Below are 26667 nucleotides of genomic sequence, written 5' to 3' on the forward strand. Positions count from 1 at the left end.
ACCGTTGGGACGACCCGGTCCGACGGGATGGACCAGGTGTTCCACCTATCGCCGCAGAAATCGTGGAATGGGGATCACGGCCGCGCCGCCGAGGGACGTCCGGTGTCGATAGGATGCCGCGGTTCGCGCGCCGGAAGCCGGTGCAAGGCCGTGAGAATTGCGGTTTCGGCCACCGTTAACAGCAGACAAATGGTCACGTGCCGGTGCGGGCGTCCAGGCCGGACAGCCGGGTGGCGCGGGTCCTCGGGTCAGGCCCGGTGCGGGCGCAACCCGGTGAAGATCACGGCCAGGGCGCGGTCCTGCAGGGTCTCGTCCCAGCCGCCGTGCAGCGCCCCCTGGCACATGCTGACCAGCAACGCCATCACCTCGGCGAGCCGTACCTCGGTCGTCACCGTCCCGGCCGCCTGCGCCTGGGCGAGCAGCCCGCCCACCGCCTGTTCCAGATGGCCGACCGCGTCCGGGAGCCGGACGTCCACCCCGGCCCGGGCCAGCAGGTCGACCACGGAACGCTTGCCGGCCGCCTGCGCCACCAGGCGCCGGAAGAAGTCGAACAGGCCGTCGCCGCCGCCCAGCTGCCCGGCCTCGGCGACCAGCCGGGCCAGCAGCCGCTTCATGATCGCCGCGAGCAGGTCGTTCTTGGTGGGGAAATGGCGGAACACGGTCCCGATCGCGACCCCGGCCCGCCGTGCCACCTCCTGGGTCGACGCGCCCGCGCCGGACTCGGCGAACACCGCCTCGGCCGCGTCGAGGATGCGGGCCCGGTTGCGCTGCGCGTCCGCCCGCAGCGGCGGCCCGTCCGCCCACGGCGCGCCGCCCGGCGCGGGCGCCTCGGGTCGCTCGGGCCGCGAGGCGGGGTCGGGGGTGTCGGTGGGGGTGGTCAGGGGCGTTGCGGGTTGTTCCGGCCGCGAGGCGGGGTCGGGGGTGTCGGCGGGGGTGGCGAGGGGCGTTGCGGGTTGTTCCGGCCGCGAGGCGGGGTCGGGGGTGTCGGCGGGGGTGGCGAGGGGCGTTGCGGGTTGTTCCGGCCGCGAGGCGGGGTTGGGGTGGCGAGGGGCGTCGCGGGTTGTTCCGGCCGCGAGGCGGAGTCGGGGGTGTCGGCGGGGGCGGCCAGGGGCGTCGCGGGCCCTTCGGGTCGCGGGCTCGGGGCGGAAGCGGAGGCGGCGCCGCCCGGCGGCAGGTCTGGCAAGGTGAGCATCCACTCATTATTCTCGGCGAAGCGAGACGAAGTCGAGTTCCCGCTCACCTTAGTCGGAGGTACCCGTGACACCACAGCAAATCTTCGCTCGGATGCGTCTCCGGTGGCTGGCCGGTGAGCCCACCTACGACGACGACATGCTCGCCGACGACGTGCTGGTCGAGACGCCGTTCGCGCCGCCCGGCCGGCCCACCCGCATCCAGGGCCGGCAGCGGGTGCTGGAGCACACCCGGGCCGGGCGGGCGAGCTTCCCGGTGCGTTTCGACGACTGCCGGAACATCGTGGTCCACGAGACCGCCGATCCGGAGGTGATCATCGTGGAGTACGAGCTGGTCGGCACCCACGAGGTGACCGGCGTGCAGGCGTCGGCGCCGTTCATCGCCGTCCTGCGCACCCGGGACGGCCTGCTCGCCGGCTGGCGCGAGTACCAGCACACGGTGGCCATCGCCGCCGCCCTGACCGGGTCATGACCGACCCGCCGGCGTCCGGACCGGCGAATACGCAACGCCCGTGGCCACGGCCACGGCCACGGCCACGGGCGGGGAACGCGGAACGCCCGTGGCCACGGCCACGGGCGGGAAATGCGGAACGCCCGTGGCCACGGGCACGGGCGGGAGATGCGGAACGCCCGTGGCCGTGGCCACGGGCGGGGAACCGGGCGCCCGGCACGCCGTTGTGCCGGACGCCTGGAGTGGGTGACCCACCGGAACACCGTGCGGCGTCCCGGTCACCGGCTCCGCCGAGCACCTCAGTGCTTGGCGATCGCCTTGCGGTAGTCGCTGTTCAGGCGGCCGATCAGGCTCAGCGGGATGCCCTTCGGGCAGACCTCGGCGCATTCGCCCATGTTGGTGCAGCCGCCGAAGCCGGCGTCGTCCTGCGCCTGCAGCATGTCGATCACCCGGCTGTCGCGCTCCGGCTGGCCCTGCGGCATCAGGCCGAGGTGGGTGATCTTCGCGGCGGTGAACAGCATCGACGAGCCGTTCGGGCAGGCCGCCACGCAGGCGCCGCAGGCGATGCAGGTGGCCGCCTCGAACGCGGCGTCCGCGTCCTTCTTCGGCACCGGCGTGGCATGGGCGTCCGGCGCGGTGCCGGTCGGGACGCTGATGTAGCCGCCCGCCTGAATGATCTTGTCGAACGCGGACCGGTCGACGACCAAGTCCTTGATCACCGGGAAGGCCCTGGCCCGCCACGGCTCGACGTCGATCACGTCGCCGTCGGAGAAGTGCCGCATGTGCAGCTGGCAGGTGGTGGTGGCCTTCTCCGGGCCGTGCGCCACGCCGTTGATGACCATGCTGCACATGCCGCAGATGCCCTCACGGCAGTCGTGGTCGAACGCGATCGGGTCGTCGCCGTTGAGGATCAGCGTCTCGTTGAGGACGTCGATCATCTCCAGGAACGACGCGTCGGGGGAGATGCCCTTGACGTCGTAGGTGACCATCCGCCCCTGGTCGGCGGGGCCGGCCTGACGCCACACCCTGACCTTGATGTCCATTACTTGTAGCTCCGCGTGCTCGGGTGGACGTACTCGAATTCGAGCGCTTCCTTGTGCAGGGTCGGCTTGCCGCCCTCGGCGGTGGCGTACTCCCACGCGGCGACGTAGCTGAACTCGTCGTCGTGGCGCAGCGCCTCGCCGTCCGGGGTCTGGCTCTCGCCCCGGAAGTGACCGCCGCACGACTCCCGCCGGTGCAGCGCGTCGATGCACATCAGCTCGGCCAGCTCGAAGAAGTCGGCGACGCGGCCGGCCCGCTCCAGGTTCTGGTTGAGCTCGGCGCCCTTGCCGGGCACCTTGACCCGGGTCCAGAACTCCTCCTTGAGCGCCCGGATCAGGCCGATCGCCTTGGTCAGGCCCTCCTCGGTGCGCTCCATGCCGCAGTACTCCCACATGATGTGGCCGAGCTCGCGGTGGAAGGAGTCCACGGTACGGTCGCCGTTGATCGAGAGGAACCTGGCGAGCCGGTCCTCGACCTGCTTGCGGGCCGCGACGACGGCCTCGTGGGTCTCGTCGAGCTTCGGGAACGGCCCGGCCGCCAGGTAGTTGTTGATCGTGTTCGGCAGCACGAAGTAGCCGTCCGCCAGGCCCTGCATCAGGGCCGAGGCGCCGAGCCGGTTCGCGCCGTGGTCGGAGAAGTTGGCCTCGCCGATCACGAACAGTCCCGGGATGGTGGACTGCAGGTCGTAGTCGACCCAGAGGCCGCCCATCGTGTAGTGCACCGCGGGGTAGATCCGCATCGGGACCTCGTACGGGTCCTCGCCGGTGATCCGCTGGTACATCTCGAACAGGTTGCCGTACTTGGCCTCGACCGCCTTGCGGCCCAGCCGCCTGATCGCGTCCGCGAAGTCCAGGTAGACGCCGAGGCCACCCGGACCGACGCCGCGGCCCTCGTCGCAGACGTTCTTGGCGGCCCGCGACGCGATGTCACGCGGGACCAGGTTGCCGAACGACGGGTAGATGCGCTCCAGGTAGTAGTCGCGCTCGTCCTCGGGGATGTCGCCGGGGGCCCGCTTGTCGTTCTGCGCCTTCGGCACCCACACCCGGCCGTCGTTGCGCAGCGACTCGGACATCAGGGTCAGCTTCGACTGGTGCGAGCCGGACTCCGGGATGCAGGTCGGGTGGATCTGCGTGTAGCAGGGGTTGGCGAACAGCGCGCCCTTGCGGTGCGCCCGCCAGGTCGCCGTGACGTTGCTGCCCTTGGCGTTGGTGGAGAGGAAGAAGACGTTGCCGTAGCCGCCCGAGGCGAGCACCACGGCGTCCGCGAACTCGGTCGTGATCTCGCCGGTGACCAGGTCGCGGACCACGATGCCGCGCGCCTTGCCGTCGGCGACGATCAGCTCGAGCATCTCGTGCCGGGTGTGCATCTCGATGTTGCCGAGGCCGATCTGCCGCTCCATCGCCTGGTAGGCGCCGAGCAGCAGCTGCTGGCCCGTCTGGCCCCGGGCGTAGAAGGTCCGGGACACTTGGGTGCCGCCGAACGACCGGTTGTCCAGCAGGCCGCCGTACTCCCGGGCGAACGGGACACCCTGCGCCACGCACTGGTCGATGATGTTCACCGACACCTGGGCGAGCCGGTACACGTTGGACTCGCGGGCGCGGAAGTCACCGCCCTTGACGGTGTCGTAGAACAGCCGGTAGATCGAGTCGCCGTCGTTGCGGTAGTTCTTGGCGGCGTTGATGCCACCCTGCGCGGCGATCGAGTGCGCCCGGCGCGGGCTGTCCTGGAAGCAGTACGACTTGACGTGGTAGCCCGCCTCGGCGAGCGTCGCCGCGGCCGAGCCGCCGGCCAGGCCGGTGCCCACGATGATGACCGTCAGCTTGCGCCGGTTCGCCGGGTTGACCAGCTTGGCGCTGAACCGGCGGCGCTCCCAGCGGGTCTCGACCGGCCCGTCCGGGGCGGCCTGGTCGGCGATCGGGTCGCCCTCGGTCCAGAATTCCGTCTCTGCCATTTCAGTCCACCAATCCGGTCAGCACCGCGAACGGCACCGAGAGGTATCCGACGACCAGCACCAGCGACAGCGCGATCGAGATGTACTTGGCGCGCTTCTGGCCCTTCTCGGTCTGCTGGCCGAGGGTGCGGGCGGCGCTGAAGATGCCGTGCGCCAGGTGGAGACCGACGGCCACGACGGCCAGCGTGTAGAAGAGCGTCACGAACCAGCGGTCCGGCGCGAAGTCCGCGACCACGTTGGCGTACGGGTGCTCCCGGTCGCCCTTCGGGTTCAGGTGGCCGGTGGTCAGGTCCAGGATGTGGTAGATGACGAAGAGGAAGACGATCACGCCACCCCAGCGCATGGTCCGGGCGGCGTAGCTGCCCTGGATCTTCGGGCGGTGCGCGTACTTGACCGGGCGGGCCTGCCGGGCCCGGCGGGTCAGCACGGCCGCCGCGTAGATGTGCGCGACCAGGGCCACGGTCAGCAGGGCGCGCTGGATCCAGAGGAACCAGGTGTCCGGCAGCAGGGGCGTGCCGATCGTACGCAGCCAGTGCGCGTAGTGGTCGAAGTCGGTCTCACCCAAGAAGATCTTGAGGTTGCCGGCCATGTGCGCGAACAGGAAGAGCACCAGCAGGATGCCGCTGACCGCCATGATGATCTTCAAGGTGACCGACGAGGGCCGGACCACCCGGCGCGGGGTGGGCGTTGCCGTCGCCCCCGCCGCGTTCTTGGTCTTCGGAATAGGAGTGTCTACCGCCACAACCTGAACGGTAGAAAGTCCCGAACCATTCGTCTAATGCATGATCAGGCGGGTGGCCATAGCGATATGCTATTACGGTGCAGCTACAACAACTAAGGTACTTCCTGGCGGTGGTAGAGACCCGGCATTTCACACAAGCAGCGGACATTCTGGGCGTCTCGCAGCCTACGTTGAGTAAGCAGATTCACACCCTGGAAGCGTCCCTCGGCGCCCCGCTCTTCGAGCGCCGCCGCGGTGCGGTCGCCCTCACCGTGGCCGGCGAGACGCTGCTGCCAATGGCCCAGCGGATCGTCGCCGACGCGGACGCCGCCCGCGACGCCGTACAGGACATCGTCGGCCTGCGCCGGGGCGAGGTCCGGCTGGGCGCCACCCCGAGCCTGTGCTCCTCGCTGGTGCCCGCCGTGCTGCGCAGCTTCCGCGGCGACCACCCCGAGGTCAAGCTGCACGTCAGCGAGGGCAGCTCGCAGGACCTGATCGCCGGGCTGCTGGCGCACACCCTCGACCTGGCCCTGATCGTCCAGCCCGAGCACGGGATCGACCCGGCGCTGGCCACCACCGCGCTGGTCCGGGAGAGCCTGGTGGTGGCCTCGGTCGCGGACGGCCCGCCGCCCACCGTGGGGCGGCAGCTGGAGCTGGCCGAGCTGCGGCACACCCCGATGGTGATGTTCCGGGAGGGCTACGACATCCGCGAGGTCACCCTGCACGCCTGCGAGCGGGCCGGCTTCACCCCCAAGTTCGCGGTCGAGGGCGGCGAGATGGACGCCGTGCTGGCCTTCGTCGAGGCCGGTCTCGGCGTCGCGCTGGTGCCGAGCATGGTGCTGGCCAACCGGCCGCTGCTGCGGGCGACCCCGCTCGCGCCGCCCGGGATGCGCCGCACGATCGCGCTGGCCCAGCGCCGCGCGGCGGTCCTGCCGCACGCCGCCGCCGCGCTGCGCGAGGTGGTGCTGGAGCACATCGCCTCCGGCCGGCTCCCGTTCGGGGTGCGCGCCCTCTGACCGTCCGTCCACATCGGGTGGTCAGGTGCCGACGCTGCGTTTAGAGTCCTGGGTGTGTGGCATGGCGAGCTCCACGACCCCCGGCTGGTCGAAATCCACGACGCCGAGTGTCCGTGGGGCTGGGACGACGACCTGTTCATGGCCGTGCTCGCCGAGCGCTCCGCGCCGCGCGTGGCCGACCTGGGCTGCGGCACCGGCCGGCTGGCCATCGCCATGGCCCGGGCCGGGCACCGGGTCACCGCGGTCGACCCGGCGCCGGCCGCGCTGGCGGCGGCCCGGCGCAAACCCGGCGGCGACCGGGTCCAGTGGCTGCGGGGCTCGGCCGGGCAGCTGCCCGCGAGGTCGTACGACGCGGCCATGATGACCGGTCACGTGGCGCAGTCGTTCACCGACGACGACGAGTGGGACGCGGTGCTGCGCGGGCTGCGCCGGGCGCTGATCCCGGAGGGCCGGCTGATCTTCGACAGCCGGGACCCGGCCGGCGAGCCGTGGCGGCGGTGGAACCCGCGGGACTCGTGGCGCACCGTGGTGCTCGGCGACGGCGCCGGCGTGCAGGCGTGGAGCGAGGCCGAGCTGACCGGGCCGAACACCGTGCACGTCACCCGGCGCTACCGGTTCGCCGACGGGCGCGACCTGGCGAACTCGGCGACGCTGCGTCTGCGGACCGAGGCGCAGCTGCGTGACTCGCTGCGCGAGGCGGGCTTCCGGGTGGACCGGATCTACGGCGGCTGGGGGCGCGAGCCGGTCGGGCTCAGCGGGGACGGCGAGCTCATCGTGATCGCCGTCGCGGCGCCCCGATTGATGTCCTGACGGTCACGGATGTGCCGAGATGGTGGCCGGAACCGCGCAAGCCATTGCCAGACATGGATCCGCGACTACTATCCGCTCCCATCGGCATTGGTCTTCACCCCGGGTGCTGGCCATTACGCGAGGTAGGGTGGCATGTCCGACAACGAGTGGCCCGACCCACGTCTGCCCGACCGGACGCAGTGGAGCCGGCCGCCCCACGAGCCACCCCTGAGCCGGGGCCGCACGTTGCTGGCCGCGGCGGTGGTCGTGCTGGTCCTGCTGGCCGCCGGCGGGATCGCCTGGCGGCTGATGAGCAACCGCGACGGGACCCCGGTCGCCGAGCCCAGCGCCGCCCCGCCCACGTCGCCGCGGCCGACCGCGCCGCCCTGCCCCGAGGAGAAACTTCGGGTGGCCGCCGCGCCGGAGATCGCCCCGGTGATCGAGAACGCGGCCGGCGCCCTGCGCCGGCCCGGCCAGCGCTGCTCCGAGATCGCGGTGCGGGCGGTGGAACCCGGCGCCGTCCTCACCACCACGCCGCGGCCGGACGTGTGGGTGCCCTCCAGCAGCGCCTGGCTGGCGATCGCCGGCGCCCGGGGCGAGCAGTGGACCACCAGCGGCGCGCCGCTCGGCTGGTCGCCCCTGGTGATCGCCGGACCGGAAGCGATCAGCACGGTGTTCGCCCCGCAGGGCCGGACGTCCTGGACCGGCCTGGTGCAGGGGGCGGCCCAGGCGCGGCTGCCGGCCGTCCGGATGTCCGACCCGCTGATCACCACGACCGGTCTGCTCGGCGTCTTCGCCCTGCACCGGGCCACCGCCGCCGCCAGCACCGACGCCGGGATCGCCAAGCTGCAGGCGCTCACCCTGCGCAGCCGGCTGGAGAACGCCGCGGTGGAGCCGGCTGAGATCTTCCGGCAGCTGGCCGCCGAGTCCGACTCGACCACCGCCAGCTACGAGGTCGGCGTCTTCCCGACCACCGAGCAGCAGCTCACCGCCTATCAGCAGGCCGGGCACAGGGTCCGGCTGGCCGGCTCGGCGCCGGCGGACGGCCAGGTCGACGCCGACTATCCGTACGCCGTGCGCGGGGGCGCCCCGGCCGAGCTCGCCGAGCGGCTGCGCGCGGCGATCACCGCGGAGGCGGTCACCGGCGCCGGATTCCGCGCCACGGCCACCAAGGGGGCGCTGCGCCCGCCGGCCGCGCCCGAGCGGCTGCTCGGTCCGGCCCGGCAGTGGTCCGGCTACAAGTCGGTGGCCTTCCAGGTGCTGCTGCTGATCGACGCGTCCGGCTCGATGAACGAGCGGATCACCGACCGGGCCGGGCGCGTCGTCACCAAGGCCTCGCTGCTGCGCGAGTCCGGCGCCACCGCGGCGCAGCTGTTCGGCGAGGAGACCAGCCTCGGTATGTGGTATTTCGGCACCTCCCGCCCGGGCGGCCCGGCGCACACCGAGGAGGTGTCGTTCGGACCGATCACGGCGTCCGACGCCGGCCGGCCCCGGCGCGACCGGCTGGCTGCCAAGATCGGGTCGTACCGGCCGGTGGCGAACGCGGGGACGCCGCTGTACCAGACCGTGCTGGACGGCGTCGCGGAGATGCGCGGGCGGGCCAGGCCGGACGCCGCCACGGTGGTGGTGGTCCTCACCGACGGCTCGGACGGCGGGACGGACGTCAAGATGTCCCAGGCCGACTTCCTGGCCAGGCTGTCGGCGAGCGCGGACCCGGCCCGGCCGGTCCCGGTGATCGCCGTCGGCTACGGCCCGGACGCGAACATGTCCGCGTTGCAGGGCATGGCCAAGGCGACCGGCGGGCGCGCGATCGCCGCCCGCAACCCGGCCGACCTGGCCTCCGGCATCGCGCAGGCGTTCCTCGCCGCTCACGGTGGTTGAGCCGCCGCCGAGGGATGCGAGCCGCGCGAATCCCTGGTCAGTGGGAGATCGCTGTCGAGCGTCCCCCTTCCACGGCGTAGGAGCCGGCGGAGAGCTCGCCGAAGCCGGCGGGGGTCAGGGTCAGCGAGACGACGCCGTTGGGCAGCACGCGCGCGTCTCCTTCCGCGACCTGCAGTGTGACGGGCGTCGACCCGCAGGAGAACAGGCGCTTGCCGGTTCCGACGACGACCGGGTACTGCAACAGCCGGTAGCGGTCGACGAGTTCGGCCCGGTGCAGCGCCTGGACGAGCTGCCAGCTGCCGTGCACCTGGAGTTCTTCGCCAGGCAGCTGCTTGAGCCGGCGTACGTCATCGACGAGGTCACCGCGCAGAACAGTCGTCGGGCTCCAGTCGGCCTCGTCGTCTGTCAGGGTTCTGCTGACCACGTACTTCGGCAGGGTGTTCAGCTTGGTGGCGATCAGATCGTTCGGTGCGGTGACCTTCGGCCAGTACCCGCCGAGCAGGCCGTAGCTCGTGCGGCCGAAGAGGAACGCGTCCGCCTTGCCGAACCAGCCCTCGACAACCTCGTTGGTGTGCTCGGATGCGTGCGGCACGAGCCAGCCACCGCGGTCGAAGCCGTTCGAGGGGTCCTCGCCGGGTGCTCCCGGGGCTTGCATGACGCCGTCGAGGCTGACGAAGACATTGACGCTGAGCAGCACGGTTCTCCTCCGAACTAGGATCGGTGGCAGCCGCTCGGGCGGCCGGCCAACGGGAGGCTAGCTGCCGGGCTCCGGGCCGGTCTTGTACAGGAACGACATCGCGGCATCGCCCGCTGCCCCCAGCCCGCGGGCGGTGTGCCCGACGTAGCGCCGCAGCGCATGTGCCAGATGCGCCTGGTCGAAGTAGCCCAGCGTCGCGACGGCCGCACGCCAGTCGAGGCCGTCGCGCAGCATGGTGGCGGCGGCGTTCGCGCGATCGATCTGCGTCACAGCAACCTGGGAGAGGCCGGTGGTCGCGCGATATCGGCGTTGCAGGGTTCGTCGGGACCGGTGAGTCTCGGGATGCCCCGATCCCGGCAGCTGCGAGCGCGCCAGCAGACCCGCGCCCTGCAGGCGTCGGACGAAATGCTCGGCATTCTCGTACGTCGGCGCCTCCCAGTCCTCGCCACCGATGACGATCCGGTTCGAGCCGGTCACGGGCAGCGTCGCGTGGCCATCGACGATGGAGGCAGCGGGATGGGGCCGGAGAACGGCACCGAGCGCGAACCGGATCCCCAGGAACTCGGCGTCCGGGGGGACCGGTGCCGTGGTCGCCGCGGTCTCCGGTCCACGCACGATGGCGCGAAGGTGTCCCCGCGTTCGCGTGAGAATCAACTGGCACGATGTGCGTGCCGCGGATGTCATGGTGTCCGAGGTGTCGCTAACGGTACGCCACACACGGTCGACGATGCTCGCGTCGGCCTCGGTGTCACGATGCTCAAACCGCAAGCCCCGGCCCCCCGTCGGAGCCGGCCCGGCGGAGCCGGCTCCCCGGCGCAGGCTGCCGGGCTTCGGTGCCCGCGAGCCGGCTTGCCTGCTCTTCCTGGACTCGGCGGGCCACGCGGAGGAAGTCGACGATGGTGGCGAGTTGCTCGTGCGTGTATCGGCCCAGGGCCTCGGAACCCGCGACGCCGACCGGCGCGTAGATCCGGTTTTCGGCGTCACGGGCGGTGTTGGTGGCCGCAACGAGGACCCGCCGCCTGTTGTGCGGGTCCGGAATCCGGTCGGCGAGTCCGGCGCGTTGCAGGCGGTCGATGACCGTGGTCGTGGCGGCCGGACTCAGCCTCAGCGCGTCGCTCAACTCTCCGGCCGAGACCGGCGTGTCGTTTCCCAGCAGCAGGTCCAACGCCCGCAGATCCGTGCGGTTGATCCCCAGCGCAGCCGCTACGGCCTCGTCGAACGCGTCAGCGGCGCGCTGCAGCAGCCGCAGGTGCGTGGCTACGAGGCCGATCATCTGATCCTTCGACATTCGAACCTTTCTGCCATCGTAAGTTCCTGTTATCGTAAGTTTCGAACGCCTAATCGTAGTCGATGGGGGAGCGCACATGCATGCCGACGACCACGCCGTCAGAACCCTGTTCGAGCGCCTCATGCAGGCATGGACCGACAACGACGCAGTCGCCTACGCGGACTGCTTCACCGAAGACTCCGACTACGTCTCCTATGACGGCACCCGTGCGGTCGGTCGCGGACCGATGCAGGAGGCCCACGACCGGCTCTTCCGTGGCGTGCTCGCCGGATCCGCTCTCGTCGGCGGAATCGAATCGATCCGCCACGTCAGCCCGGACGTCGCCATAATCCACGGCACTGCATCGGTTCTGATGCCCTGGCGATCGACGCTGCCCAGGCGACGGCTGTCCCGGCAGACCTTGGTCGCCGTCCGCACTCCGAACGGCTGGCGGTTCACCGCCCTGCACAACGGCCGAGTCAGGCCGGTCGCCATCCCCGCCGTCGACTCCGCGCCCGCCCGCCTGGCCCGGGCTCTCGGCAAGCTGGCGCGCAGCCTCGGCGCCGGCCGTAGCGCTACGACGACGTGAACGCGGCACAGCCGGTATCCGCTCCTCGGCTCCTCCTCTACGCTCGGTGGGACCAGACCACAGCCACGCGACGCCCGGCCCACCACTCCCCACCACGACGTGGGAGTCGTGCTGATCACCGCCCAGGCCCACCAACGGCCTGCCCGTCGCAGGAAGCGCACCAAGCCCCGCCGAACGGGTGGAACGACAAAAGCTCAGGCCGGGCCGATCTGGTCGGCGGCGATCCGGGCCGAGAGGGTGACCATCGGGAGCCCGCCGCCCGGGTGCACCGAGCCGCCGACCAGGAACAACCCGTCGACCGCCGCGCGGTTGCCGGGGCGCAGCAGGCCGCCCGCGGTGCCGTAGATCGCCCCGCCCGGCGCCCCGGTCGCGTCGGCCAGATCGGCCGGCGTCCGTACCTCGGCGAAGACCAGCCGGTCCCGGACGTCCAGTCCGCGCGCGGCCAGCACGTCCAGGACCCGGTCCCGGTACGCCTGCGCCAGCCCCGGCCGCCGCCAGTCCACCGCCGACCATCCGGTGCCCTGCGGCGCCGCGTTCACCAGCACGAACCATGCCTCGTGCCGGTCCGGCGCGACCGCCGGGTCCAGCGCCCGGGTGACGAAGACGGTGGGGTCGCCGGCCGGTCGCGCCCGCCGTCCCGGGCCGCCGAAGACCGCGTCGAACTCGGCGTCGTAGTCCGGTGGAAAGAACACGTTGTGGTGGGCCAGTTCCGGGCTCGGCCCGCGCACCCCGAGCAGCAGCACGAACCCGGCCACGCTGCGATCGGCCAGCGCGGCCAGCGGCCCCGGCGCGGGCAGCAGATCCCGGTAGAGGGTGAGCGCGTCCACGTTGGACACCACGACGTCGGCCGGCACGAACGCCCCGCCGGCCAGGCGCACGCCGCGCACCCTGCGGTCGGCGTCGATCGCGGCGACGGGCGTGCCCAGGTGGATCCGTACGCCGGCGGCGGCACACCGCCCGCGCAGCGCCTCGGCCAGCGTGACCAGGCCACCCGGCAGGTACCAGCCACCGAACGCGAGCTCGGCGTACGGGATCGCGGCGAGCGCCGCCGGCGCGCGGCGCGGGTCCGCGCCGGCGTACGTGGCGTAGCGGTCCAGCAGCATCCGCAACCGCGGATCGCGCAGGTAGTGGCGGCCCAGCGAGCGCAGCGAGCGGCCCGGCGCGATGGCGGCCAGGTCGCCGAGCCGCCAGGAGAGCCGGGCCAGCGACGCCGCGGTGACCGGGCGTTGCAGCACGGACTCCCACGACGCGTGCCAGATCCGCTCGGCGCGACGCCAGAAGCGGGCCCAGTCACGTGCCGCGTCCGGACCCAGAGTGGTGGCGATCCGGTCCAGGAAGACCTCGTGCTCGGACGAGGAGTCCAGGACCGTGCCGTCCGGGAAGAAGTGCCGGACCACCGGGTCCAGCGGTTGCGGGCGCAGGCCCAGGTCCAGCTCGGCGAAGACCTCCGGCAGGGTGAGCAGGCTGGGGCCGGTGTCGAACCGGAAACCGTCGCGTTCGTAGCCGGCCAGTTTGCCGCCGACCTCGCCGGACCGCTCGTAGACGGTGACCCGGTGCCCGGCCTCGGCCAGCCGGATCGCCGCGGCCAGGCCGCCGACGCCGGCGCCGATCACCACGATGTCGCTCATCCTCAGATGATCGACGATGCCCGCCTCCGGCGCCCGGCCGGGCCCGCGCGTCCGGCTCACCCCGCCGCTCGCCGGTCCCGGTGGGCGAGGTCGCCGCCCGCAGGTGGGCCGGGTGCCCGGCCGGTCAGGGCAGGGCGCGGCCGCGCCAGGCGAGGCGGCGGCGCCGGCGCAGGTGGAACGAGCGGGCGACCAGCCAGGCGAACAGCGCGATCGAGAGCGGGTGGGCCAGGGCGTCCGGGAGGACCCGGCCGCCGGTGGCCCGGGCGCTGATCACCCGGCCGGTCACGCCCAGCAGGTAGGCGAGCAGCGCCACGAGGGCGTACCCGGGGACGAGCGCGGCCAGCGGGGGGAGGGCGTACAGCAGGAGGAGAAGGACCACGACGGCGGCCGCGCCGGCCGCGGACCCGAACGACGCCCACAGCGACTTGGCGTAGCCGTCGGCCAGCTCGCGCCAGGAGTCGTACATCCGGCAGGTGGCCAGGCGCGAGCCGTCGGCCAGCGCGATCCGGCCGCCGGCCCGTTTCACCGCGCGCGCCAGCGCGATGTCCTCCAGGATCTCGGCGCGGACCGCGGCGTGCCCGCCGGCCGCCCGGTAGCCGGCCCGGTCCAGGACCAGCCACTGGCCGCCGGCGGCGGCCAGCGACGCCCGCGCCGAACGCTCCATGCCGCGCAACGGCAGGAAGGTCAGCCAGGACCACTGCAGCAGCGGTTGGACCAGGCGCCCGGCGCCGACGATCTTCGGGTACGGGCTGAGCAGCGCCACCCCGGCCCGCCGGAGCAGGTCGACGGCCCCGGCGACGGCATCCGGGCGCAGCACCACGTCCGCGTCCACGAACACCAGCACGTCCGCGTCGCCGGCCAGCCGCGCGAGCTGGTGGCAGGCGTGCGGCTTGCCGAGCCAGCCGGCCGGTGGCGGGGCGCCGGTGTGCAGGCGCAGCCGGGTCCCGGGCGCCTCGCCGGCGACCGCGCGCACCACCTCGGCGGTGCCGTCGGTGGAGCCGTCGTCGAGCACGTGCACGGTCAGGTCGGCCACCCCCCGCTGGGCGAGCAGCGACCGCAGGCACGGGGCGACCCGGGCGGCCTCGTCGCGCAGCGGCAGCAGCACGGCCACGCGTTCCGCGGTGGTCGCGTCCCGGCGGGGGCGGCGCAGCAGCCGCGCGTTGACCGCGGTGTGCCCGGTGAGCAGCAGCGCCGGCAGCAGCGCGAGCCAGGCGGCGGATCCGGTCATCCGGGGGTTCGCAGGCGCGGCAGCAGCGGCAGGACGGCGGCCCCCATCAGCCCGGCGCCCCACGCCGCGGACGCCGGGAGGTCGAGGAAGGCGGCGTGGGCGAGCACCGAGGAGGCGTACGTCCACAGCCACAGGGCGAGGGCCGGCGCGTCCGAGGGACGCGGGTGGAGCGCCGAGCGGCCCGCGACGGCCGCGAGCGCGGCCATCAGGACCACGGCGAACCCCACCCAGCCCAGGTAGTTGCCGATCGGGATGCCGGGCACACCGGGCAGCGCGGGCACCGGATCGAGCCAGCGCCAGTAGTCCTCGGCGACCATCTGCGGGTCCAGGAAGAGGTCCCACGCGGCCAGGCCGGCCGCCGCGACCGCGACGCGCGCCACCGGCCGCCGCGCGACGCGCAGCGCCGCCAGCCACGCCGGCCACGCCATCCAGGTCCAGGCCAGCGGGATGATCAACGGTACGTCGAGGACGCGTGGCCCGAGCCGGCCGGAGTACTCGTAGGCGCCGAACGGGAAACCGGTCGCCACACCGACCGCCTCGACCGCGAAACCGCCCAGCGTCGCGGTCAGCAGCAGCGCGCCGACCGCCCGCGGGCCCCGGGTCAGCAGCGCGTGCGACACCGAGAACGCGACGCCGAGCAGCACGGTCAGCACGGTCAGCCGGGCCCGGTCGTCCCCGGCGGTCAGCGGATAGCAGATCTGCACCAGCACCAGGGCGGCGAGCAGCCCCCACGGCAGCCACCGCGCGCGGCCGGCCGCCGGGCCGGGATCGGCGGCACGCGGCGGTGCGGCCCCGGGACCGGGCGCCGGGGGCGAGGCGGGGGTACGGGCCGGCACGGTCAGGCGCCGGCCAGGCCGGAGGCGTCCTCCACCGGACGCTCGGCCAGCGGCAGCTCCCGGCCCAGCACGGCGAACGCCCGCTCGTCACCCGGGAAGTAGAAGTGCCGCAGGACGTCGGTGAAACCGAAACGGCGGTACAGCCGCCAGGCGCGGGACGCCTGCTCGTCGGCCTCCGGGGTGGACAGCAGCACGGTCCGCCCCGTCGCCATGGCCAGCAGCGCGCGCAGCTGCCGGGCGCCCACCCCGTGCCCCTGGGCGGCCGGGCGCACGTGCAGCTCGACCACCTCGAAACAGTCGGTCAGCCACTGCCGCCGGGACTGTTCACCGAGGGCGTAGCGCACCTGGTCGTGCCACCACTGGCCGGGGGCGGACGTGTAGCCGTAGCCGAAGCCCATCACCCGGCCCTCGGCGGTCAGCGTGGCCACCGCGCGGAACCCCGGCCGGCGCACGTGCGAGCCGATGTAGCCCCGGCGGGTCTGCAGCAGCTCCTGGCGGTAACCCATCGCCTCGCCGTACACCGCGACCACGTCGTCGAGCCGCCGCAGGAGGTCGTCCGGCTGCCACGCTACGAGCCTCATCGCTTACGTCCGCTCCCCTCCGTCAGCGGCCCAGCCCAGCACGGACCGGTCACCACTGATGTCGTGCACCGCGAACCGGGCGAACAGCTCCTCGGCGTACCAGCGATCGGCCGGGGTGCGGGCGATCGCCGCGCGGTGTCCCGGCTGACGGTACGCGAACGCGGTGAGATCCGCCGCGCCGCGCCACACGCTGACGGTGCCCTGCCAGCCGATCGGCGCCTCACCGACCCCGAACCGGGCCAGCAGCCCGGGCGCCGCGGCCACCTCCCGGGCCACCGCCGGGACGGCCCGCCAGAAGCGCAGCGCCCGCGTCGGCCGCAGCCGGGCCCGGGTCAGCGCCAGCACCATGCCGTCGTGGCGGCGGCCGGTCGGCCGGAACGGGGCGCGCCCGGCCCAGGTGCCCCGGCTGATCAGCGGCTCCAGCTCCAGCCGGGCCTGGCCGGTGGCGATCCGGTCCCAGGCCGGGAACCGTACCGGCGCGTCGCTCACCGTGATCGCGGCCCACCGGGTGGGGTCCGCGTCGCCGGGCCCGAAGGTGTCGCCGGTGCCGGTGCCCAGGAACTTGCCGAACCGCAGCCCGGCCAGATGGCGGCGGGCGAAGGCCATGCGCAGCATGGCCGAGCCGGCGGCACGCCGCGGCACCCGCCATACGTGCAGGGTGACCAGCGGTTCCCGATCGGCGGTCATCGAGCCACCGTACCCGGCTCGCGGACCGGTGCGGCGCGGGCCACGCAAGGTCAGGCCGGCTCCGGGTTCAGGCCGGCGTACCCGGCTCGCGGACCGGTGCGGCGCGGGCCACGCAGGGTCAGGCCGGCTCCGGGTCCAGGCCGGTCGCCGCCCGGCTGGCCGCCCAGAGATCGGCGGCCAGCCGCGGGTCGCGGGCGTGCGCGGCCGGGCGGGTGACGGTGTGCCCGACGTAGTACGCGCCGTTCCGCAGTTCGCCGGCCGGGGCGGTGCACAGCCAGGCCAGCAGCTCACCGGCGGCCTCCGGGGTGGTCAGGCCGGGCGCGTACCGGTAGAAGAGCCGGGTGAGCCGGCCGGCGCCGAAGTTGGTGCGGACCACGCCCGGGTGGAACGCGACGCTCAGCACGTCCGGCCAGCGGCGCGCGGCCTCCGCGGCGAACAGGATGTTGGCCGCCTTGCTGGCGCCGTACGACCGCCAGGAGCTGTACGACTTCGGGTCGTCGGTGAAGTTCGTGCCCGGCCGGCCCTGGATGTGCGCGCGGGAGGCGGTGTTCACCACCCGCCCGCCGGTCAGCCGGTCCCGCAGCAGGTGGGTGAGCAGGAACGGGGCCAGGTGGTTGCCCTGGATGGTGGCCTCGTAGCCGTCCACGGTCTCCCGCGGGCGACCGATGATCCCACCGGCGTTGTTGGCCAGCACGTCGATCCGTGGATAGGCGGCCAACAGCTGGTCGGCGAGGTGGCGTACGTCGTCGAGCCGCTCGAAATCGGCCCGGAAGTGCTGCGGCTCGCGGCCCCCGCCGGCCGTGCGGACCTGCTCCACCGCCGCGGCCAGCCGGCCCGGGTCCCGCCCGATGAGCACCACCTCGTCGCCGCGCGCCGCCAGCTGCTTCGCGGCGGCCAGCCCGACGCCCGAGCTGCCCCCGGTGATCACGATGGTCGGTGTCATGGCGCCTCCCGGGCCGCGGCTGTCGTCTTCGGCGATCATCCTGCCATCCCTGCCGGGTCCGCCGGGGCTCCGCGGACGCGGGTGTCGGCGCCGGGCCGGTGAACGGCACGAGCGACGCCGCGCGGCCGGGGGTCGCCCCGCCGGCCGGCTCCCGGCACCATGTGACCATGGTCGATACCGCTGCCCTCCGGGCCGCCTACGACGCGCAGATGCGCATGCCACCCGGCGCCGTCCCGTCCGGTGTGACCCACGAGCACGACGGTCCGATCCTGCGGATCGTCGGCGGGCACGAGGGACGGATCCGGGCGCCGCGCGACGTCGGCGTGACCGGCGCCGAGCTCGACCGCCTGATCGCCCGCCAGCGCGACTACTTCCAGGCCCGTGGCCAAAGCGTGGAGTGGAAGGTCCGGGCCCACGACCGGCCGGCGGATCTTCCCGAGCGCCTGGTCGCGGCGGGTTTCGTACCGTCGGAGCCGACGGCGGTGCTGATCGGCTCCGCCGCGGAGGTGGCCGCCGGACCGGTCCTGCCCGACGGCGTCGTGCTGCGGCGGGTCAGCGAGGTCGAGGACCTGCGCCGGATCGGCGACCAGCAGACCGAGGTCTGGGGGTTCGACTGCTCCTGGGTCGCGGACGACCTCATCGCCCGGATGTCGGCCGACCCCGGCCAGATCACCGTCCTGGTCGCCGAGGCCGGTACCCGGCTCGTCTGCACCGCGTGGGCGGTGTACCACCCGGGCACCGATTTCGTCGCGCTGCTCGGCGGCACGACGACGCCGGACTGGCGGGGACGCGGCCTCTACCACGCCATGATCGCGGCCCGGGCGCGGGAGGCCGTCGCCCGCGGCTTCCGGCTGCTGCACGTCGACGCGGGCCCGGCCAGCGCGCCCATCCTGCGCCGGTGCGGCTTCCAGGAGATCACCACGTCGACGCACTACCGGTGGACGCCGCCGGGATAGCCGGAGCCGGACCGCCGGTCCGGGCGGGTCTGCCCCGCGGCGGCCGGCCGTCGGCGGCGGTTGCGGGCTGATCACGAGGTACCCGCGGCGGCCGGCCGTCGGCGGCGGTTGCGGGCTGATCACGAGGTACCCGCGGCGGCTACGTGGCGGATCGGCGGCGCCGCGCGGCCGCGGCCGCGCGCTCGTACGGCTGCCGTCCGGGCCGGTGGCGTGGATGCGGCCCGGGGGACGTGGCGCCGGTGCATTTCCCGGCATACCGCCCGGACCGGCCCCTTCCGCGGGCGGGGTGGGCGGGTGTCGATCATCTGTTCGAAAAAGTGGGCGGCGTGCCGCCGCGAAGGTTGTCTTTTTGTCGTAGGCGGGTGTTAGTCTCTGCTGTAGTTAGAACGGATGTTCGAAAGGTGTTCGATCCTCGACGGCATCCGCTCTTCATCCGGGAGCGTGTTTCGCGGCGCGTCTCCCGGCTGCGGCACCCGCGAAGTGCCGCATTACGTGGTCCGGGCATTCGCGGGTTCGGGCCTCGTGACAAGGCAGGCCGCCGCTCGCCGCCTCCGACCCCCGGTGGCGGGCGGCGGACCCGCCGGCAGGTGGCCGGCCGGGTGTGGTGTGGGGAAGCTTCACATCCGGCCGGTCTGCAGCCGGGGCTCCTACTGCCCGTGGAGCCCCGGCACCCGGCCTGCCTTTACGGCCGCCCCGCGGGAGCGGCTTCGGTGTGGCCCGTTGCGCCTTCCTCCGCAGCGGTCCGGTTCGACCAGCACGTCGGATGCGGAACAGGCGAGGAGAAACGACCATGGCGAGCACCACGGCCCACGGCCTGATGCCGGCTCCCGGTCAGGCGCACACGCCCGGCGCGACCGCCCGGGCCGAGGCGCCCACGGTCCCGGCCCACATGCTGCCCCACCGCACTCCCACCCAGCTGTTGGCGATCGCCCGGCAGGGGTTGGCCGAGGCGGCGCACACGACACCCGACGGCCTGCGATATGCGGCGGCCCACCTGGCCGCCCTGCGCGCGGCCGCCGCCCTGCTCGCCGCCCGGGCCCGCCCGGGCGCCCCCGGGCGACGCACCAGAGCGACCAGCGTCTGGTCGCTGCTGGTGATGGTCGCGCCGGAGTTCAGTGACTGGGCCGGCTATTTCGCTCTCGGCGCCGGTAAACGGGCGGCAGCCGAGGCCGGCATCCCCCATGTGGTGAGCGCCCGCGAGGCCGACGACCTGTTGCGCGCGGCCGAGCAGTTCGTCACGGTCGCGGAGTCCTCGCTCGGCCTCTCCTATCAGCCGCCACTGGCAGCCTGACCCCCTCGGCTCGGCCGGCTCCGCGGGGCGGGGGAGGTCCACCGGAAGACCGCGGCGCGGATTCCACCGCGTCCGGTCCCGCCCGGGCCGGAACCCCGGCCCGTGCCGACCGGCCGGAAGTGCGGGCTCGGCGGGGCCCGGAAGTGCGGGCTCGGCGGGGCCCGGAAGTGCGGGCTCGGCGGGGCCCGGAAGCGGCGAGGGGCGGGCGCGGGCCGGGACCGGCGGCACGCGGACTCGGGCCTGGAGCGGGCTGGGGCGCGGCAGGACTTCGGCCGGGGCGCGCTGGCGCGCGGCTCGGGCGCGGGGTGTCACCGCGGTCGGAAGAACACGGGGAACAGAGCGGGGCACGATGGCAGGGCGCATGATCAGCGGGACGGCCGCCCTCGCGCAACTGGTGCGGCCGGCGAGCGAGGCCGACGAGCCGGGCGCGCACCGGATGCTGCCGGTGGCGGCCGAACTGGGCAAGCTGCTGCCCGGTGGTGGCCTGCGCCGGGGCAGCACGGTGGCGGTCGCCGGGGGCCGGGCCGCGCGGGCCGGTGGCGGGACCTCACTGATGCTGGCGCTGCTCGCGGCCGCCTCCCGGGCCGGCTCCTGGTGCGCGGTCGTCGGGCTGCCGGCCCTGGGCGCGCTCGCCGCCGCGGAGACCGGCATCGCATTGGAACGGCTCGCGCTGGTGCCCGACCCGGGACCGGACTGGCCGACCGTGGTGGCCGCGCTGATCGACGGCGTGGACGTGGTGGTCACCGCGGTGCCCGGGCCGGTGTCCGCGCCGATCGCGAGCCGTCTGGCCGCGCGCGCCCGGCAGCGGGGAAGCGTGCTGATGCCGTTCGGCGCCTGGTCCGGCGCGGACGTGACGTTGCAGGTCAGCCGGGGCTGCTGGGAGGGGCTCGGGAACGGCCGCGGCCGCCTGCGCCGCCGGGAGGTCACCGTGGTGGCCAACGGCCGGGGCGCCGCCGCCCGCCCCAAGGAGCTCACCGTCTGGATGCCCGGCCTGATGGCCCGTCCGGGCGTGGCCCCGGCGGCGCGCCCGGCCACCCCCCGAACCCGCCCGGACGTCCTCGCGCCCGGTCCCGCCCACCGGGATCCGGCGGCCGATGCCGTCATGCCCGGCGCTCGTGTGGAGTGTTCCGCCGGGGGTCGGGTGGATGACGGCGTGCGTGCCGGTGGTGTGGAGTGTTCCGCCGGGGGGCCGGTGGATGCCGGCGTGCGTGCCGCTCGTGTGGGGTGGCCCGCCGGGCAGCCGGTGGCCCGGTCCTCCGCGGCCGGGCGGGGCGCGGCCACGCCGGGGGCGGCGGGCCGGCGGGCGCGGCGCGAGGCGCCGCCGATCTCCCCGGCGGAGGTCTGACGTGGAAGCCGCGCTGCGTACGCTGCTGCTCTGGTGCCCGGACTGGCCGGTCGTCGCCGCCGAGATCGTGCTCGGCGTGCCCGCGGCCGAGCCGGTCGCGGTGTTCGCGAACAACCGGGTGCTGGCCTGCTCAGAGGCGGCCCGGCGGGAGACCGTGCGGCGGGGGCTGCGGCGGCGCGAGGCACAGGGACGCTGCCCGCAGCTGATCGTGGTCGAGCACGACCCGGGGCGGGACGCGCGGGCGTTCGAGCCGGTGGTGGCCGCGGTCGAGGAGGTCGCGGCCGGGGTCGAGGTGATCCGGCCGGGGGCGTGCGCGCTCGCCGCGCGCGGGCCGTCCCGGTACTACGGGGGCGAGGAGGCCGCCGCCGAGCGGATCGTCGAGCACGTCGCGCAGGCCTGCGCGGTGGAGAGCCAGGCCGGGGTCGCGGACGGGGTGTTCGCAGCCGGGATCGCGGCCCGTGACGGGCGGATCGTCGAGCCGGGGCGGACCCCGGCATTCCTGGCCGGGGTGCCGGTCGAGGCGCTGGACCGGCCCGGACTCACCGATCTCCTGCGCCGGCTCGGGGTGAAGACGCTGGGGGAGTTCGCCGCGCTGCCGGCCGGCGACGTGCTGACCAGGTTCGGCTTCGACGGCGCGCTGGCGCACCGGCTGGCCCGCGGCGCCGACCACCGGCCGCTCGCGGTCCGGCAGCCGCCGCCCGACCTGGCCGTCACGGAAACCTACGACGAGCCGCTGGACCGGGTGGACACCGCCGCCTTCGCCGGCCGGGTGCTGGCCGAGCGTCTGCACGAGCGGCTGGCCGGGCACGGCCTGGCCTGCACCCGTCTCGGCGTCGAGGCGGTCACCGCGGACGGCCAGGAACTGCACCGGGTGTGGCGGCACGACGGCCTGCTCACCGCGGCCGCGATCGCCGAACGGGTGCGCTGGCAGCTGGACGGCTGGCTGACCGGCGCCCGCCGGTCCGGCCCGGCCCGGCCGACCGCGGGCCTGGTCCGGTTGAGCCTGATCCCGGACGGCCTGCTCGCGCACGCCGGGTTGCAGCCCGGTCTCTGGGGGGACGCCGGCGCCGAACGCGACCGCGCGCACCGGGCGCTGAGCCGGGTGCAGGGCCTGCTCGGCCCGGAGGCGGTGGTGACGCCGGTGCTCGGCGGCGGGCGTTCCGGGGACGACCAGGTACGGCTGGTGCCGTGGGGCGACGAGCGCACCCCGAGCCGTCCGGCCGCGCCGCACCCCGATCCGATCCCCGGCCTGGTCACCGTCCCGGTGCTGGACCACGCCGTCGCCCCCGACCTGCCCCCGACGCCCGCGCCGCGGCGGTTTCCGGTCCCGGCCCCGACCGGCCTGACCTCGACGGGTCCGGCCCTGGAGAGAGCGCGGCCCGGCGGGAGAGCCGAAAGGACCGAGGCGGGCCGGCTCGCCTCGGTCTCCCACCTGCGCCCGGTCCTCGCATCGGAGCCTGCTCCGGCGCGGGAGCCCGGCAGCGAGCCGAGGCCGGCCGCCGTGCGTCCGGGGCCGGCCGCCGTGCGTCCGGGGCCGGCCGCCGTGCGTCCGGAGACGGCCGCCGCGTTTCCTGGACCGGCCGCTGCGCGTCCGGATCTGATCACTGACGGCGATCCGGGGGCCGGTTCCGGCGTACCTCCGGGTCACCCGGACCCGGCCCACCCGCCCGGCACCGCCGTCCGGGGCCGCAAGGCCCGCCGCCCCCCGCTGCTCCCGCCCTGGCCGGGCCGCCTGCCCCGGCCGTCTCCCGCACTGGTGCTGCCCGAGCCGATCCCGGCCGTCGTGCACGACGAGACCGGCCTGCCGGTCGGCGTCTCCGCCCGGCTGGAGCTGACCGGCACCCCCACCACGCTGACCGTCGACCGGTCGGCCCCGCTGCCGATCGCCGGCTGGGCCGGTCCGTGGCCGATCGACGAGCGCTGGTGGGCGCCCGGGGAGGCGCGTCGCCGGGCCCGGTTCCAGATGTCCCTGGCCGACGGCCGGGCGTTGCTGCTCTCGCTGGCCGCCGGCCGGTGGACGGTGGAGGCGATCTATGACTGACCGGGCGGCCCGATGAGTTTCCACAACCCCGACGTGTCCTGGACCGATCTGGAGCGCACCCTGTCCGGGCGGCGGAAACCGGACCGCGCGCCGGACCGTGCCGGGGCGCCGGACACGGCCGGCGACCTCTGGTCCGCGCCCGGCCCGGCCTCGGTCGTCGACCCGGTCGCGGTGGCGGGCGACGGCGGCGACTCGCCGGCCTGGACGCGCAAGCGGGAGCCGTACCGCCGGGCTCCCGGGCTGCTCCGGGCCGAGGCCACCGTCGACTACGCCGAGCTGCACTGCCACACCAACTTCAGCTTCCTGGACGGCGCCAGTCACCCCGAGGAGCTGGCCGAGGAGGCGGCCCGGCTCGGTCTCACCGGTCTGGCGGTCACCGACCACGACGGCTTCTACGGGGTGGTCCGCTTCTCCCAGGCGGCCCGTGAGCTGGACCTGCCCACCGTCTTCGGGGCCGAGCTGTCGGTCGGGCTGACCCGCCCGCGCAGCGGCGAGCCCGACCCGGAGGGCAGCCACCTGCTCGCCCTGGCGCACGGCCACGAGGGGTACGCCCGGCTGGCCCGGGTGATCTCCGAGGCCCAGCTCGCCGGTGGGGAGAAGGGCCGGCCGGAGTACGGCGGCCTGGAGCGGGTCGCGGAGACGCTGCGGGACCACGTGCTGGTGCTGACCGGTTGCCGTAAGGGTCCGGTCCCGCTGGCTCTGGCCACCGGGGGGACGGACGCGGCGGGCCGGGAGCTGGATCGCCTGGTCGACCTGTTCGGCGCCCCGAACGTGGCGGTCGAGCTGACCGATCACGGCGACCCGTACGACTCCGACCGCAACGACGCCCTCTTCGAGCTGGCCCGTGCCCGCGGGCTGGAGGTGGTGGCGACCGGCAACGTGCACTACGCCACCCCGTCGCGCCGCCGGCTGGCCACCGCGCTGGCCGCCGTCCGGGCCCGCCGCAGCCTGGACGAGATGGACGGCTGGCTACCCGCGGCCGGCGCCGCCCACCTGCGCAGCGGCGCCGAGATGGCCCGCCGGTTCGCCGACTACCCGGGCGCGGTGGAGAACGCCGCGATGTACGGCCACGACCTCGCCTTCGACCTGGACCTGGTCGCCCCGCGGCTGCCGGACTACCCGGTGCCCGAGGGGCACACCGAGATGAGCTGGCTGCGGGAGCTGACCATGCGCGGGGCCCGGCAGCGGTACGGCGACGACGACCCGAAGGCCTACCGTCAGCTGGAGCACGAGCTGCGGATGATCGAGGAGCTCGGCTTCCCCGGGTACTTCCTGGTCGTCTACGACATCGTCCAGTTCTGCCGGCGCGAGAAGATCTACTGCCAGGGGCGCGGCTCGGCGGCCAACTCGGCGGTCTGCTACGCGCTGTGGATCACGAACGTCGACGCGGTCCGCTACAACCTGCTCTTCGAGCGGTTCCTCGCCCCGGAGCGGGACGGCCCGCCGGACATCGACGTGGACATCGAGTCGGACCGGCGCGAGGAGGTGATCCAGCACGTCTACGCCAAGTACGGCCGGGAGCACACCGCCCAGGTCGCCAACGTGATCTCCTACCGGCCCCGGTCGGCGGTGCGGGACATGGCCCGGGCGTTCGGCTTCTCGGCCGGTCAGCAGGATGCCTGGAGCAAGCAGATCGACCGCTGGGGGGACATCGCCACCACCGACGCCGAGGACATCCCGGAGCAGGTGGTCGAGTTCGCCAACGCGGTCCAGGACTTCCCCCGCCACCTGGGCATCCACTCCGGCGGCATGGTGATCTGCGACCGGCCGATCATCGAGGTGTGCCCGGTGGAGTGGGGCCGGATGCCGGGTCGCAGCGTGCTGCAGTGGGACAAGGACGACTGCGCCGCCGTCGACCTGGTCAAGTTCGACCTGCTCGGGCTGGGCATGCTGTCCGCGCTGCACTACGCGTACGACATGATCTCCGATGAGCTGGACATCGGCACGATGCCGCTCGACGACCCCGAGGTCTACGAGATGCTCTGCCGGGCCGACTCGGTGGGGGTGTTCCAGGTGGAGAGTCGCGCCCAGATGGCGACGCTGCCCCGGCTCAAACCCCGGGAGTTCTACGACCTGGTGATCGAGGTGGCGCTGATCCGGCCGGGGCCGATCCAGGGCGGGTCGGTTCATCCGTACATCAGGCGGAAGAACGGCCTGGAGCCGCCGAGCGTGCCGCACCCGCGGATGCGCAACGCGCTGGCCAAGACGCTCGGGGTGCCGCTCTTCCAGGAACAGCTGATGCAGCTGGCGATCGACGTGGCCGGTTTCGATCCGTCCGAGGCCGACCAGTTGCGGCGCGCGATGGGCGCGAAGCGGTCGGTGGAGAAGATGACGCGGATCCGCGAGCGGCTCTACGCCGGGATGGCCGCCAACGGGATCACCGGCGAGCTGGCCGACGACCTGTTCCACAAGCTCTCCGCGTTCGCCAGCTACGGCTTCCCGGAGAGCCACGCGATGAGCTTCGCCTACCTGGTCTACGCGAGCGCCTGGCTCAAGCGGTACCACCCGGCGGCGTTCTGCGCGGCGTTGCTCAACGCGCAGCCGATGGGTTTCTACGCGCCGCAGACCCTGGTCGACGACGCCCGCCGGCACGGGGTCGAGGTGCGCCGTCCGGACATCAACCGCAGCGACGCCACGGCGACCCTGGAGACCACGCCGGCGAGCCGGCACCGGGCGGAGCCCGGCGAGCCGCCGCACGCGTGGGGGCTGGGCGGTCCGGCGGTCCGGCAGGGGCTGGCCGCCGTCCGGACGATCGGGGCCGAGCTCGCCGAGCGCATCGCGGCCGAACGCCGGGCGCACGGGCCGTACCGGTCGATGACCGATCTCGCCCGGCGTACCGGATGTTCGACCGCCCACCTGGAGGCCCTCGCCACCGCCGACGCCTTCGCGGGGTTCGGTCTCTCGCGCCGTGAGGCGCTCTGGGCCGCGGGAGCGGCCGCGCAGGACAAACCGGACCGGCTGGCCGGGACGGCGACCGGCACCGAGGCGCCGATGCTGCCCGGCATGAGCGAGGTGGACCAGCTCGTCGCGGACGTCTGGGCGACCGGGCTGTCGCCGGAGACGCACCCGGCGAGGTTCATCCGGCCGCAGCTGGCGGCGGCCGGGGCGCTGCCGATCTCCGGCTTGGGCGAGGTGGCGGCGGGCACCCGGGTCCGGGTCGGCGGGATCGTGACGCACCGGCAGCGGCCGGCCACCGCGGGCGGGGTGACGTTCGTGAACCTGGAGGACGAGACCGGGATGCTGAACGTGACCTGCTCGCCGGGGCTGTGGCTGCGGTACCGGCGGGTGGCGCGCAGCAGTGCGGCGCTGCTGGTGCGGGGGCGCCTGGAGAAGGTCGAGGGGGTGCTGAACCTGGTCGCCGACCGGCTCGACGCGATGACGCCGCCGGTGACGCCGGCGTCGCGTGATTTCCGGTGACGCCGGCGTGGTGACTTCCGGTGACCGGGACCCATGATGTCCGGCGACACCGGCGTCGCGTGCCTTCGGTGACGTCGTCGCCGTCGTCGTCGTCGTCGTCGTCGTCGCCGCCGTCGTCGCC

The 26667-nt window shown here is 74.3% G+C and carries 22 protein-coding genes and 1 pseudogene; 10 read left to right on the forward strand and 13 right to left on the reverse strand.

The genetic code is table 11. The annotated features are described in order from the left end of the window. Nucleotides 1-248: 248 nt before the first annotated feature. Nucleotides 249-731 (reverse strand): TetR/AcrR family transcriptional regulator, encoded by a 483-nt coding sequence (locus tag ACTEI_RS07935; RefSeq protein WP_244940672.1) that lies wholly within the window; start codon nucleotides 729-731, stop codon nucleotides 249-251. A gap of 553 nt (nucleotides 732-1284) precedes the next feature. On the opposite strand from ACTEI_RS07935, the gene ACTEI_RS07940 reads away from it, so the two are divergent. Then, on the forward strand, nucleotides 1285-1662 hold the full coding sequence (locus ACTEI_RS07940; RefSeq protein WP_239082236.1) for a nuclear transport factor 2 family protein: 378 nt from the start codon (nucleotides 1285-1287) through the stop codon (nucleotides 1660-1662). Between the two features lie 278 nt (nucleotides 1663-1940). Here ACTEI_RS07940 and ACTEI_RS07950 read toward each other — a convergent pair whose 3' ends face one another. The 3 genes from ACTEI_RS07950 to ACTEI_RS07960 are packed head-to-tail and all read right to left on the reverse strand — an operon-like array spanning nucleotide 1941 to nucleotide 5267. Beyond that, entirely contained in the window at nucleotides 1941-2684 is a 744-nt protein-coding gene (locus tag ACTEI_RS07950) for a succinate dehydrogenase/fumarate reductase iron-sulfur subunit (protein ID WP_122977054.1), read from the reverse strand. Beyond that, nucleotides 2684-4633 (reverse strand): fumarate reductase/succinate dehydrogenase flavoprotein subunit, encoded by a 1950-nt coding sequence (locus tag ACTEI_RS07955; protein WP_122977055.1) that lies wholly within the window; start codon nucleotides 4631-4633, stop codon nucleotides 2684-2686. The genes ACTEI_RS07950 and ACTEI_RS07955 overlap by 1 nt, the downstream gene beginning before the upstream one ends. A gap of 1 nt (nucleotide 4634) precedes the next feature. Beyond that, nucleotides 4635-5267 carry a succinate dehydrogenase cytochrome b subunit gene (locus tag ACTEI_RS07960; RefSeq protein ID WP_239082241.1) on the reverse strand — a complete coding sequence of 211 codons (633 nt, stop codon included), beginning with the start codon at nucleotides 5265-5267 and terminating at the stop codon, nucleotides 4635-4637. A 179-nt stretch (nucleotides 5268-5446) separates the two neighbouring features. On the opposite strand from ACTEI_RS07960, the gene ACTEI_RS07965 reads away from it, so the two are divergent. The 3 genes from ACTEI_RS07965 (at nucleotide 5447) to ACTEI_RS07975 (ending at nucleotide 9040) form a co-directional block, all read left to right on the forward strand. After that, a complete protein-coding gene (locus ACTEI_RS07965; RefSeq protein WP_122977057.1) occupies nucleotides 5447-6370 on the forward strand; it encodes a LysR family transcriptional regulator in 924 nt (307 codons plus the stop codon). A 54-nt stretch (nucleotides 6371-6424) separates the two neighbouring features. Then, nucleotides 6425-7180 (forward strand): class I SAM-dependent methyltransferase, encoded by a 756-nt coding sequence (locus ACTEI_RS07970; RefSeq protein WP_122977058.1) that lies wholly within the window; start codon nucleotides 6425-6427, stop codon nucleotides 7178-7180. Between the two features lie 132 nt (nucleotides 7181-7312). Beyond that, nucleotides 7313-9040, forward strand: a complete 1728-nt coding sequence (locus ACTEI_RS07975) for a substrate-binding domain-containing protein (protein ID WP_122977059.1) — start codon at nucleotides 7313-7315, stop codon at nucleotides 9038-9040. A gap of 37 nt (nucleotides 9041-9077) precedes the next feature. Here the strand turns inward: ACTEI_RS07975 and ACTEI_RS07980 are convergent, their stop codons facing one another. The 3 genes from ACTEI_RS07980 to ACTEI_RS07990 are packed head-to-tail and all read right to left on the reverse strand — an operon-like array spanning nucleotide 9078 to nucleotide 11025. Beyond that, nucleotides 9078-9737, reverse strand: a complete 660-nt coding sequence (locus tag ACTEI_RS07980; RefSeq protein ID WP_122977060.1) for a dihydrofolate reductase family protein — start codon at nucleotides 9735-9737, stop codon at nucleotides 9078-9080. Nucleotides 9738-9794: 57 nt separating this feature from the next. Next, nucleotides 9795-10505 (reverse strand): helix-turn-helix domain-containing protein, encoded by a 711-nt coding sequence (locus ACTEI_RS07985; protein ID WP_239082237.1) that lies wholly within the window; start codon nucleotides 10503-10505, stop codon nucleotides 9795-9797. Continuing rightward, nucleotides 10495-11025, reverse strand: coding sequence for a MarR family winged helix-turn-helix transcriptional regulator (locus ACTEI_RS07990; protein ID WP_122977061.1), 531 nt, complete (start codon nucleotides 11023-11025; stop codon nucleotides 10495-10497). The genes ACTEI_RS07985 and ACTEI_RS07990 overlap by 11 nt, the downstream gene beginning before the upstream one ends. A 76-nt stretch (nucleotides 11026-11101) precedes the next feature. Here ACTEI_RS07990 and ACTEI_RS07995 point away from each other — a divergent pair, with 76 nt between their 5' ends. Further along, nucleotides 11102-11593, forward strand: coding sequence for an SgcJ/EcaC family oxidoreductase (locus ACTEI_RS07995; RefSeq protein WP_122977062.1), 492 nt, complete (start codon nucleotides 11102-11104; stop codon nucleotides 11591-11593). A gap of 194 nt (nucleotides 11594-11787) precedes the next feature. Here the strand turns inward: ACTEI_RS07995 and ACTEI_RS08000 are convergent, their stop codons facing one another. From ACTEI_RS08000 to ACTEI_RS08025, 6 genes are all read right to left on the reverse strand, one after another. Further along, the gene (locus ACTEI_RS08000; protein ID WP_122977063.1) at nucleotides 11788-13221 is read right to left on the reverse strand and encodes a phytoene desaturase family protein; all 1434 of its coding nucleotides are present in this window, start codon (nucleotides 13219-13221) and stop codon (nucleotides 11788-11790) included. A 124-nt stretch (nucleotides 13222-13345) separates the two neighbouring features. Beyond that, nucleotides 13346-14449, reverse strand: coding sequence for a glycosyltransferase family 2 protein (locus ACTEI_RS08005; protein WP_122977064.1), 1104 nt, complete (start codon nucleotides 14447-14449; stop codon nucleotides 13346-13348). Continuing rightward, nucleotides 14446-15186, reverse strand: coding sequence for a carotenoid biosynthesis protein (locus ACTEI_RS08010; protein ID WP_122981984.1), 741 nt, complete (start codon nucleotides 15184-15186; stop codon nucleotides 14446-14448). The genes ACTEI_RS08005 and ACTEI_RS08010 overlap by 4 nt, the downstream gene beginning before the upstream one ends. Nucleotides 15187-15287: 101 nt before the next feature. Next, the gene (locus ACTEI_RS08015) at nucleotides 15288-15866 is read right to left on the reverse strand and encodes a GNAT family N-acetyltransferase (protein ID WP_122977065.1); all 579 of its coding nucleotides are present in this window, start codon (nucleotides 15864-15866) and stop codon (nucleotides 15288-15290) included. Nucleotides 15867-15869: 3 nt separating this feature from the next. Next, a complete protein-coding gene (locus tag ACTEI_RS08020) occupies nucleotides 15870-16553 on the reverse strand; it encodes a monooxygenase (protein WP_122977066.1) in 684 nt (227 codons plus the stop codon). Nucleotides 16554-16671: 118 nt separating this feature from the next. Continuing rightward, nucleotides 16672-17496, reverse strand: a complete 825-nt coding sequence (locus ACTEI_RS08025; RefSeq protein WP_122981985.1) for an SDR family NAD(P)-dependent oxidoreductase — start codon at nucleotides 17494-17496, stop codon at nucleotides 16672-16674. 167 nt (nucleotides 17497-17663) lie between these two features. On the opposite strand from ACTEI_RS08025, the gene ACTEI_RS08030 reads away from it, so the two are divergent. The 5 genes and pseudogenes from ACTEI_RS08030 to ACTEI_RS08050 all read left to right on the forward strand — a co-directional run bounded on the left by ACTEI_RS08030 (nucleotide 17664) and on the right by ACTEI_RS08050 (nucleotide 26546). Beyond that, complete coding sequence (locus ACTEI_RS08030; RefSeq protein ID WP_122981986.1) at nucleotides 17664-18452, forward strand: GNAT family N-acetyltransferase; 789 nt, start codon at nucleotides 17664-17666, stop codon at nucleotides 18450-18452. Between the two features lie 889 nt (nucleotides 18453-19341). Next, nucleotides 19342-19743, forward strand: coding sequence for an SAV_6107 family HEPN domain-containing protein (locus tag ACTEI_RS08035; protein ID WP_187645905.1), 402 nt, complete (start codon nucleotides 19342-19344; stop codon nucleotides 19741-19743). A 349-nt stretch (nucleotides 19744-20092) separates the two neighbouring features. Further along, nucleotides 20093-20734 (forward strand): annotated as a pseudogene (locus ACTEI_RS08040) (hypothetical protein); the annotation flags it as partial. Between the two features lie 355 nt (nucleotides 20735-21089). Then, nucleotides 21090-23129: a Y-family DNA polymerase gene (locus tag ACTEI_RS08045; protein WP_239082238.1), complete on the forward strand. Its 2040-nt coding sequence runs from the start codon at nucleotides 21090-21092 to the stop codon at nucleotides 23127-23129. A gap of 12 nt (nucleotides 23130-23141) precedes the next feature. Next, complete coding sequence (locus ACTEI_RS08050) at nucleotides 23142-26546, forward strand: error-prone DNA polymerase (RefSeq protein ID WP_122977068.1); 3405 nt, start codon at nucleotides 23142-23144, stop codon at nucleotides 26544-26546. Nucleotides 26547-26667 lie beyond the last annotated feature (121 nt).

The organism is Actinoplanes teichomyceticus ATCC 31121, from assembly GCF_003711105.1.
Lineage (GTDB): Bacteria > Actinomycetota > Actinomycetes > Mycobacteriales > Micromonosporaceae > Actinoplanes > Actinoplanes teichomyceticus.

Excerpts from the sequence above, each read along its gene's own strand:
- ACTEI_RS07940 (WP_239082236.1), top strand. The coding sequence starts at position 1,285 with ATGCGTCTCCGGTGGCTGGCCGGTGAGCCCACCTACGACGACGACATG.
- ACTEI_RS07950 (WP_122977054.1), bottom strand. The coding sequence starts at position 2,684 with ATGGACATCAAGGTCAGGGTGTGGCGTCAGGCCGGCCCCGCCGACCAG.
- ACTEI_RS07955 (WP_122977055.1), bottom strand. The coding sequence starts at position 4,633 with ATGGCAGAGACGGAATTCTGGACCGAGGGCGACCCGATCGCCGACCAG.
- ACTEI_RS07960 (WP_239082241.1), bottom strand. The coding sequence starts at position 5,267 with ATGGCGGTCAGCGGCATCCTGCTGGTGCTCTTCCTGTTCGCGCACATG.
- ACTEI_RS07975 (WP_122977059.1), top strand. The coding sequence starts at position 7,313 with ATGTCCGACAACGAGTGGCCCGACCCACGTCTGCCCGACCGGACGCAG.
- ACTEI_RS07990 (WP_122977061.1), bottom strand. The coding sequence starts at position 11,025 with ATGTCGAAGGATCAGATGATCGGCCTCGTAGCCACGCACCTGCGGCTG.
- ACTEI_RS07995 (WP_122977062.1), top strand. The coding sequence starts at position 11,102 with ATGCATGCCGACGACCACGCCGTCAGAACCCTGTTCGAGCGCCTCATG.
- ACTEI_RS08000 (WP_122977063.1), bottom strand. The coding sequence starts at position 13,221 with ATGAGCGACATCGTGGTGATCGGCGCCGGCGTCGGCGGCCTGGCCGCG.
- ACTEI_RS08005 (WP_122977064.1), bottom strand. The coding sequence starts at position 14,449 with ATGACCGGATCCGCCGCCTGGCTCGCGCTGCTGCCGGCGCTGCTGCTC.
- ACTEI_RS08015 (WP_122977065.1), bottom strand. The coding sequence starts at position 15,866 with ATGAGGCTCGTAGCGTGGCAGCCGGACGACCTCCTGCGGCGGCTCGAC.
- ACTEI_RS08020 (WP_122977066.1), bottom strand. The coding sequence starts at position 16,553 with ATGACCGCCGATCGGGAACCGCTGGTCACCCTGCACGTATGGCGGGTG.
- ACTEI_RS08025 (WP_122981985.1), bottom strand. The coding sequence starts at position 17,496 with ATGACACCGACCATCGTGATCACCGGGGGCAGCTCGGGCGTCGGGCTG.
- ACTEI_RS08030 (WP_122981986.1), top strand. The coding sequence starts at position 17,664 with ATGGTCGATACCGCTGCCCTCCGGGCCGCCTACGACGCGCAGATGCGC.
- ACTEI_RS08035 (WP_187645905.1), top strand. The coding sequence starts at position 19,342 with ATGCTGCCCCACCGCACTCCCACCCAGCTGTTGGCGATCGCCCGGCAG.
- ACTEI_RS08050 (WP_122977068.1), top strand. The coding sequence starts at position 23,142 with ATGAGTTTCCACAACCCCGACGTGTCCTGGACCGATCTGGAGCGCACC.